This is a genomic window from Sphaerochaeta sp. S2 (assembly GCF_016406725.1).
In the GTDB taxonomy this organism is placed as follows: Bacteria; Spirochaetota; Spirochaetia; order Sphaerochaetales; family Sphaerochaetaceae; genus Sphaerochaeta.
In genome coordinates this window covers 1-8992 of record NZ_JAEKNT010000154.1, presented here as the reverse complement: position 1 = coordinate 8992, position 8992 = coordinate 1, and the positions used below count along the sequence as shown (strand labels likewise).

Genomic DNA, 8992 nt, shown 5'->3' with positions numbered 1-8992 from the left:
GTATTGTTCACCTTTCTCATAGAATGCAAACCTACCATCCTTGTCATCCTCATCCAATTCGTCACCAAGGGATACCTGAAGGCGTGCCAATCGCCATAGGACCTCTGCGCGGTCTGCATCATTGGTCACTTGGGCAAGTTTCTCCTCCAGCAGTGCTTCTGCCTGGGTGAATGCATCAATCTCATACAATTCATCTGCCCTCACTGTGTCTACCGCTGCAATTAGCGAAACGGTGGTAAGTAGGGTGAGAACCAGAGTAATACCTACTATCTTTTTCATGAACCCTCCTAAGAAAACAATCGTTTGATCAAAGCAAGCTTTCCCCGATAAGGGGCATAACGTAGTTTTATCTCGAGCCATCGTTTACTTTCGAGCACACTTTTTTGGTGGCTGAAGGTATCGAACCCCTGTTTTGCATGGTAGCTGCCCATACCGCTGGACCCGACTCCTCCAAAGGGGAGGTGGGGGTTGGAGAGATGCATGACCGTATCATTGATGCATCCTCCTCCATAGCTGACGGTTCTCACCACGATTTCCTGGTGTTCCTTGTCGTTGCTGAACAGATACAGTGCAAGGGGGTGCTCCCGTGCCTGGACATACCCGACAGCTTGTTCAAAGGTCTCATAGGTAAGGATGGGCAAAATCGGGCCGAAGATCTCGTCACTCATGAGCGTTCCGGTTCTCTGTACATCGGTTATCAAAGTTGGTGCAATTTTCAGGTTCTTTGGGTCGATCTGCCCACCGTATGCGAGCGTTCCTTCCTCAAAAAGACTAATGAGTCGGTTGAAGTGTCTTTCGTTGATGATGTGGGGAAGGTCATTGCAATGCAGTGGATCGCTCCCAAACATGTTGGTGATAGCCAATTTCATCTCTTCTATCAACTGGGAAGCCACCGAGCGTTCAACCAATACGTAGTCAGGCGCTATGCAGGTTTGTCCTGCATTGAGACATTTTCCCCAGATGATCCTACGGGCTGCGAGGGGAATGTCACTGTTTGCTTCCACAATTGCAGGGCTTTTTCCCCCCAATTCCAGGGTAACCGGGGTGAGTGTCTTGGCTGCAGCTTCCATGACCACTTTGCCAACTGTAGGGCTGCCAGTGAAGAATATATGATCATAACGATGCGAGAGCAGTTCCTGGTTCATTTCGCTGCCACCCTGAAAAACTGTCACATAGTGGCTCGGATAGAGTTTGGCGATCAGGGATTCCAGAACCTGTGATGTATGGCTACTGTATCTTGATGGTTTGACGATGACACAATTGCCAGCCGCCAATGCACTGACCAAGGGAGCGATAGTGAGTTGGAATGGATAATTCCAAGGACTCATGATCAATACAATCCCCAAGGGTATGGAGATTGTGTAGGCTTTGGAGGGAAACGAAAGCAAGGTATTTCTTACCCGTTTCTTACTGGTCCAGGAATCCAGGTGCTTGAGATGTTTGTCAATTTCTGCATAGACCAATCCGAGCTCAGTCGCAAATCCCTCAAAATCAGTTTTCCCCAGATCCTCGAAAAGGGCATCAAGAATCTGTTTCTCATGTTCTTTGATCCCATCCTTCAGCTTTTTGAGCTGAGTTTTTCTCCATGCAACCGACTGGGTTGAACCATTACGGAAGAATGTTCGCATCTCAGTGATGCAGAGCTGGACTTCATTCATACGTATTCCCCACTTTTGTGCCAGTATGACACCTGGTTACCTATTTGTCAAAATCAATGCATCAGAACCCAGCGATTATCTCCCCACTGAGGTTACTGAGAATTGCCCTGGCAAGACGAATTGAACTCTCAACGTCCTCGGTGCTGCTGATCCCCCAGTGTGTATGTGCATATCTGACCGGGATGCCGATCACAATGGTAGGAATACCTTGTCCAGATAGGTGCAAAGCAGCTGCATTGGTTGCCCCACCGTTTCTTACCCCTTGCTGTACAGGTATCTGGTGCTTCTCTGCAAGATCGAGGGCAAAGCGTTGGAATCTTGGATTTGTTATCATTTTTGAATCAATGAATCTGAGCATGGGTCCCTTGCCCACGATGGTCTGCTGCTGATAGGGGGGAAGGAAGGTGTCATCAGCCGGGCTTCCCTCAAAGCAGATGGCTACATCTGGATTGACTTTCCTTGCAGTGAGTTGTGCTCCTCGGCACCCAACTTCCTCCTGGCTGGCAAAACCAGCGACCAGGTTGACATCAAGTGTCTCTTCCTGAAGGTCTTCCATGACATCAAGAATGGTCGAGCAACCAAGTCTGCAGTCGAAGGCCTTGCCAAAGAGCAGCTTTGTTTCTGGATTGTACGTGCAGGTCGCTTCGGGAATGACTGGACTTGCCACTTCAGCTCCCATTTCTATGGCTTGTTGCTTGCTGGATGCACCGATGTCGATGAACAGACTGCTGATGTCCGGGACACTTTTTCGTTCAGCTTCGCTCTGGTAGTGAGGAGGTTTTGACCCTACAATACCGGGAATGGTGGATCCGTCACGTCTTTGTACCCGTACCATATGAGCTGGGATATTGGTGGTTACCCATCCCCCGATGGGGATAAATTCAAGCATTCCATCCTCACGGATGCATTTGACCATGAATCCTACCTCGTCGGTATGTGCATCAAGCAGTACCGTTGGCTTTCCTTCTTGGTTCTGGGTTCTGGAAAGATAGAGATTCCTCAATGAGTCTTCTTCAAAACTACCCAGGTGTGCGCCGTCCTTGCGGATAACCTCAAGTACTGCATCTTCAAAGCCTGAAATGCCATTGGCGTCACAGATTCTTTGTATTCGTTTAATATTTGTCATGATTGTTCTCCTGATAATCTTCATTATTATCCATAGATTGCAGGAGTTGTACACCCGTCAAATAATCTCACTTGACCAAGAAACATGGCATTTCATATGATTGGGTAGGCGATGGGGTTCGCCGTCTCTCCCAACATAAGAGAAAACCGCAGCCTACAATTCTGCTGATAACTCCTGCAACCTAATTAAGGTCTGGAGGTGTGCCATGGTACTAAGTCTTGCGGAGTTGATGATTCTTTGTCTTCTTGTTGAATATCTATTACAGCGTATTCATGTTCCCCCACTTATTGGGATGCTGGCAGTAGGGGCAGTCCTTGGTCCACAGATATTGGGATTGCTCGATCCTGACCTGATACGGATCGGCTCAGACCTACGTATGATTGCCCTTATCGTAATACTTTTGCGTGCAGGGTTGGAACTTTCCAGAGAGAGCCTGCATAAGGTAGGGCTCCAGGCCATACTGCTTGCATTTCTTCCAGCAGTTTTTGAAGCCGCTCTCATCATAGCCTTGGCCCCTGGGATGCTTTCTATAAGCAGGGGAGAGAGTGTACTGCTCGCATGTGTACTTGCGGCAGTCTCCCCGGCGGTGGTGGTTCCCATGATGGTCCAGTTCATCAAAGAGGGCAGGGGTACCAAGAAGGCCATTCCTACCTTGGTGTTGGCCGGTGCAAGCCTGGATGATGTAACGGTTATCGTTGCATACAGTATTGTTCTCTCACTCTATGTAGGGGATGCTGTGAATATTTCATGGATGATTGCATCCATTCCCCTCTCGCTGGTTTTTGCAGTCATAGTGGGTTATCTGATTGCTCGATTCCTGATCAGGGTATTCGAGCGGTATAATCCACGTGCAACCAAACGAGCAATGACGCTCTTGGCAATTGCAATCGCTCTTGTACACATTGGGGACCTGCTTGAGGCCAGACATATACCTTTTGCAGCACTCCTTGCGGTCATGGCCATTGGATTCATTATCTTGGAAAAGAAGGAATCGATGGCTCACGAGCTCTCCAGCAAACTGGGGAAAATCTGGGTTTTTGCACAGATAGTGCTCTTTGCCATGGTAGGGGCGCAAGTCGATCTTAATGCTGCGAAAGAAGCAGGCATGGCTGCAATCTTTCTTATACTCATAGCATTGGTAAGTCGATCGGTGGGTACCTATCTCTGTACACTTGGCTCTGGATTCTCTCTGAAAGAGAAGCTGTTTGTAGTTATTTCCTATCTTCCCAAGGCAACTGTGCAGGCCGCAATTGGTTCTGCTCCCCTTGCAGCAATGGCTGAGCGTGGTATGGATACCCGCCCTGGTCAGATCATCCTGGCCGTTGCAGTGATGAGTATTCTTTTAACCGCACCACTGGGTGCGTTTGCGATCAGTTGGGGTGGCAGGCATCTTCTCTCAGTGGATGGAACACAAGAATCGAGCTCATCTGCTTTGGAAGAGAGTCAAGCTGAATACGATCTGCTCAAGGATTGAACATAAAGGGAGCTGCAATCCAAAGCTTGCGGGTGTGGATACAAGTATATGGATTGCAGCCCGGAAGAAGGGTACATCACATGGATGGCTAATAGCGATTGGGAGATATGATGCTATCAGAAAACCATCCTGTATTTTCTTTGTATAACGGGTTCTATGAGAAGTCAATAGTGAGGCAGGCCTTTCACACAGGGTAGAGGCCCGGAGTTTCCAATTTCATGCTTGCAGTAGTGATAAAGAAAAGGGAACCTACCAGACGGTAGGCTCCCTTAAGCATCTCCTAGGGGAATTGAACCCCTGTTGTCGGGATGAAAACCCGATGTCCTAACCACTAGACGAAGGAGACATAACAAGCATGTTAAAAAACAGAGGCAAGATGAGCCGCACAGGATTCGGACCTGTGACCCACGCCTTAAAAGGGCGTTGCTCTACCAGCTGAGCTAGCGGCCCTTGCAACGTAATGGACTATACCAGAGAGCTCAAAAGGGTGTCAACTACTTGAGCAGAATTATTGCTACATCACGTGTGCTTTACAATGGCTTTCTGTGGATAGGGACTCCTTCTAAGCTGGTTTTTAGAATCCACCCTGGTTTATATCAACAACATCAAGCGTACAACGCTGATGCGATTACCACTGCAACAATAGAGACAAGCGTATCCAAAGAGAGCGTGTTGTCGACGTAATCCGATTCACCTTCCTCATCACTGCGCATATAAATTGAAATTACAAACGGAGGAGGGGTAAGGAACATCGTCATCAGTGCAACTTGGTACATCCTATCCATTCCCAACCAGGAGTCTACCACCAACGCATTCAGGAGGAGGGCAAACAGGGTAAGCAATACCCTTCTTGCCAATATGGTCTTCAAGGACTTTCCTATCAGCTCCTTCTTGATGTGGATTCCGTAACCGATGGTGATTGCAATAAGGGGAACCGTCAATTGGGCAAGCAGGTCAATCATTTCAGCCAGGGTATCCCAGAGGGGAGAGCTTTGGACGTGGGGAGCTATGAAGCTGGTAGCAAGCCCTGCAATAATTGCAAGGATTACTGGGCTGGTGACGATCTTTTTCAGCAATTCACTGCCTTTTGCGGCACCATCGCGATGCTTGATCATCAGGGCCATCAAGATGGTAAAGACAAATACAACCTGTCCAAGATCTACCAGAGCAATCTTTCCCAGGTGTGCTTCCCCTTGGAAGGAGACAAATACAGCATATCCAAACATTCCCATTTCAAAGCCGGTCATCATCAATGCAAAGTAGGGACTGTGTATCTTCAGAAGCTTCCCGATATAGTGCCCCAAGACAACCATGATCAGGCATACGATAAAAATGAGGATAACCAGAATAAGATAACGACTTTCCAGTTCTATCGAAGAGAAGGCCTGAAACAACAATGCCGGCAAGGCAAGATCAGAGACAATCCTCTTGACATGGGAAAGTGATTCGGTAGAAAAGAAATTGGTTCTCTGCAACGCATAGCCCAATAAAAATAGTAATAATAGCGGTACGACAGGAAGAAGCTGTTCAATCATTGCATTTCTCTATATATAGATGATGGTAGTGATTTGCCACTACAGTGAGAATCTTCAATAAGTATAAAGGCTAACAGCCCAAACCGCTAGTGGTAATGACGGTCTTTGGGAAGCAGGTAGAGCGAGTAAGCCTTCTCCATCATCTCTTGGGTAACCGATTCCTTACCTTCCCAGTCTGCGATTACCTGTGCCAGGGAACAGCAGAGCTTTGCTCTTCTAAGGCTTCTCTGTGTGTGGGCCATCACCTTGCTGTAGCGGGGGAACAGATGAGCAACTCCCTCCTGTTTACGTACTGATTGCAGGGACCGGACATGCTCCATGGCTTTCCTGTCAACATGAAAAGCCTCGACTGTTCCCGCCAGCAGTGGTTCCGGCTCCAAGGCAAGGGCAATGGCGAACCGGTCAAGCAGGGGCCAGCCGATGAGTCCCCAGAACTGGTCAATCTGCGCCTGGGTGCAACGACATATTCCATGAGGATTACCCAGATTTGCACAACGGCATCCATTAGTAGCAGCAACCATGGAGTAATGAAGTGGAAAGTCTCCCACTTGGTGTGTGTCCAACAACTGTGCGAGAGTAGTTCTTACTTTTGGTTTCTGGTTTGAGAGTTCATCCACAAGCAGTGCACCCCCATGTGCCCGGCTTATCCAGGGAGGGGTTCCTGCGAGTATCTTCTGCTGACTCATTCCAGCCTCCAAACGTAACAGAGGGGATTCAATGCTATGTTTTCCTTGGATTGCCCAGACTTCTTGCGCCCGCTCTCCCTTAAGGGGTGGAAGCAATGCTTTGGTTCTGTTCAGCAATAGGCTTTTCCCACTACCCGGTGGTCCATAGAAGAGGAGCGGTAATTCACCGGCGACAGCGTAACAGAGCGCTTGTTTCGCTTCTTGCAAGCCAAGGATTCCGTAGAATGGGTCTTCCTCCAATGTTTGCTTCTTGTCAGTCTCCTTGTTCTGTATCTCGTTTTCTGGATGACGTAATGCAAATCTCCAAAGCTGGCTCAACGAAGAAGCGATAGAGGGACATGATATGCCGTTGTGGACAGTGGGGATGTTTTCTCCTGTTATGACAAGAGATATCCCAGCTTCTTTGCACAGCTGTGTCAGTTCTCTCTGTAATGGGGGAGGACTGACCAATGTACCTGAGATGTCAATGGTTCCATAGAGAAGGATAGCGTGGTTGCTTATTTCAAGAAGGTTTTTCTCCATGCAAAGTAGGACAAGTAAAACCGGAGCAAGTATGCATTCCAAAGATGCGTAGGGTGGTACTTGGATTGAAAGCTTGGGAAGGGGAGCCTGGTAGTATGCTCTCAGGTCCTGCTTCAAGCGCGAAGACTTATCGAGGGAAAGTCCGCGGATGGTGAATCTGGTAGATGTTCTTGAGGCCTGGACCTGGAGTAGGGTGCCGGTAAAACCGGTTCGTTGGTATCCGTATATTTGCATACCACCTAAGAGGAGTAATCAGGCAGTCTGCTTCATGATACTGCGAAAATGACGCATCTGGATTCGGTAGGCAAAAATCAGGAGGATGGCTGCGGCAATCCAAGCAAGTGGGCTGGAGAGAATAATGCCCCTGTACCCCAATAACCCAGGAAGCGTGAAGGCTGCAAGTGCTCGGAACAGCAACTCCTGGATGGAAGAAAGCATGGGTATCAATCCAGATCCTAATCCTTGGCAGGTATTTCTGAAAACAAATATGAGACCCAGAGGGATGAAGAAGTAGGAGATAAGAGAGAGGTATTGACTGGTTTGCTCAATCACGTGACTTTGCGAAGCATCGATGAAGAGCAAGGCGAGGAAATCACCGGCAAAGAACACCAGAAGAAATGCTACCAAACTGAAAATCACATTCAGTATAAGTGCGCTTTTCAGACCTTGGGAAATTCTGGGAAGATACCCTCCTCCTAAATTCTGTGCACTGTAGGTGGCCATTGCAAGGCCAAGGGTCATCAGGGGCTGGGTCACAAGCTGTTCGATACGGGTGCCCACCGAGTAGGCTGCAACAGTATCGCTGCCAAAGGTATTGATGACAGCCTGGACTATCATGACCCCAATTGCACAGACAGAGAATTGGAGTGCACTGGGCAAGCCGATACGCAGCAGTCTGCCGATCATGGGCCAGTCAATACTCCAGTCTTCTCTCTTCAGGTGAAGGATCGGGTATCGCTTATATATATAGAAAAGACAGAGTAGAGCAGAGATCCCCTGGCTGGAGATAGTGGCAAGCGCAACTCCCTTGATTCCCATATCCAGGATGATGACAGAAACTAGGTCCCCGATGATATTCAATACACTTGCTATCAGAAGAAAATAGAGAGGGGACCTGCTGTCTCCCAAGGCACGGAGGATGGCTGCCAATAGGTTGTAATAGATGGTGGCAACTATGCCAAGGTACAGGATAACTAGGTAATCTTGAGCATCCTTGATGATGTTTTGTGGTGTATTGAGTATTTCCAGCAGAGGTTTGACAGAGATTATCGCGAGAAAGGAAACAAGTATAGAGAGGAATAAAGCTGAGAGGATGCTCATTGCTACTGCCTTCCGCATGCTCCTCTCATCCTTAGCCCCGAACTTCTGGCTGATGATCACAGAGAAGCCTGCATTGAGTCCGATAACGAATCCAAGCACAAAGAACGTGATCGGTCCGGTAGAACCGACTGCTGCCAATGCGTGGACGCCGATGAATCTACCGACGACAAAGGTATCTACCATCGTATAGAACTGTTGGAATAAGTTGCCTCCAAGAATGGGAAGCATAAAAAAGAAAATCAACCTAAGGGGATTGCCTCTGGTCATATCCTGCTGCATGGGAACGTTGCTCCTTCGATGGGCAATCATATTGCCAACGAATGGTTTGGGCAAGCATATCAAGAACGATACTTTGCACAATATTTTTCACAAACCTACTGGACAGTACTTGGGAAGTCTTGTATAGTCGCTTCTTGTCGGCCTACGCCGGCCGCCGGAAAAGCTTCCTCGGGAGCTTTGGAAAAAAGGCTCACAAGGGCCTTGACGGACAGGCGGCAAATCGGGTAAGTTGACCGAGCGCCTCCCGAGAGGGGGAGCGGGAAGATTTATGAAAGCAGAGCGCAGGGAAGAGATGAGAATAGGAAGGAAGCAACCCTTGAGGGGCTTCCCAGTCAATTCACAAGAATGAGAACGATAGTTGAAAAGCTACGTTCGTGCGAGAATTACAGGGA

At 48.3% G+C, this 8992-nt stretch carries 6 protein-coding genes, 2 tRNA genes, 1 pseudogene and 1 riboswitch; of the genes and pseudogenes, 1 reads left to right on the top strand and 8 read right to left on the bottom strand.

The genetic code is table 11. The features are described 5' to 3' along the window. The 3 genes and pseudogenes from JF818_RS04045 to JF818_RS04035 form a co-directional block, all read right to left on the bottom strand. Positions 1-279: pseudogene (locus JF818_RS04045) on the bottom strand (hypothetical protein); the annotation flags it as partial. Positions 280-287: 8 nt separating this feature from the next. Then, positions 288-1658, bottom strand: coding sequence for an aldehyde dehydrogenase (locus tag JF818_RS04040; protein WP_198890694.1), 1371 nt, complete (start codon positions 1656-1658; stop codon positions 288-290). Positions 1659-1719: 61 nt separating this feature from the next. Further along, positions 1720-2784, bottom strand: coding sequence for a M42 family metallopeptidase (locus JF818_RS04035; RefSeq protein WP_198890693.1), 1065 nt, complete (start codon positions 2782-2784; stop codon positions 1720-1722). 98 nt (positions 2785-2882) lie between these two features. Then, positions 2883-2968, top strand: a riboswitch (Fluoride riboswitch). 21 nt (positions 2969-2989) lie between these two features. On the opposite strand from JF818_RS04035, the gene JF818_RS04030 reads away from it, so the two are divergent. After that, entirely contained in the window at positions 2990-4258 is a 1269-nt protein-coding gene (locus JF818_RS04030) for a sodium:proton antiporter (RefSeq protein ID WP_198890692.1), read from the top strand. A 274-nt stretch (positions 4259-4532) separates the two neighbouring features. On the opposite strand, the gene JF818_RS04025 is transcribed toward JF818_RS04030, so the two are convergent. From JF818_RS04025 to JF818_RS04005, 5 genes are all read right to left on the bottom strand, one after another. After that, positions 4533-4604, bottom strand: a tRNA-Glu gene (locus tag JF818_RS04025). Positions 4605-4635: 31 nt separating this feature from the next. Then, positions 4636-4708 (bottom strand) — tRNA-Lys (locus tag JF818_RS04020). Positions 4709-4863: 155 nt separating this feature from the next. Continuing rightward, on the bottom strand, positions 4864-5793 hold the full coding sequence (locus tag JF818_RS04015) for an AEC family transporter (protein ID WP_198890691.1): 930 nt from the start codon (positions 5791-5793) through the stop codon (positions 4864-4866). Between the two features lie 86 nt (positions 5794-5879). After that, complete coding sequence (locus tag JF818_RS04010; protein ID WP_198890690.1) at positions 5880-7235, bottom strand: ATP-binding protein; 1356 nt, start codon at positions 7233-7235, stop codon at positions 5880-5882. A gap of 18 nt (positions 7236-7253) precedes the next feature. Further along, positions 7254-8600, bottom strand: coding sequence for an MATE family efflux transporter (locus tag JF818_RS04005; protein ID WP_198890689.1), 1347 nt, complete (start codon positions 8598-8600; stop codon positions 7254-7256). Between the last annotated feature and the right edge of the window lie 392 nt (positions 8601-8992).

What these genes read in the sequence shown, in the direction of transcription:
- JF818_RS04040 (WP_198890694.1), bottom strand. Translation starts at nt 1,658, where the DNA reads ATGAATGAAGTCCAGCTCTGCATCACTGAGATGCGAACATTCTTCCGT.
- JF818_RS04030 (WP_198890692.1), top strand. Translation starts at nt 2,990, where the DNA reads ATGGTACTAAGTCTTGCGGAGTTGATGATTCTTTGTCTTCTTGTTGAA.
- JF818_RS04035 (WP_198890693.1), bottom strand. Translation starts at nt 2,784, where the DNA reads ATGACAAATATTAAACGAATACAAAGAATCTGTGACGCCAATGGCATT.
- JF818_RS04015 (WP_198890691.1), bottom strand. Translation starts at nt 5,793, where the DNA reads ATGATTGAACAGCTTCTTCCTGTCGTACCGCTATTATTACTATTTTTA.
- JF818_RS04010 (WP_198890690.1), bottom strand. Translation starts at nt 7,235, where the DNA reads ATGCAAATATACGGATACCAACGAACCGGTTTTACCGGCACCCTACTC.
- JF818_RS04005 (WP_198890689.1), bottom strand. Translation starts at nt 8,600, where the DNA reads ATGCAGCAGGATATGACCAGAGGCAATCCCCTTAGGTTGATTTTCTTT.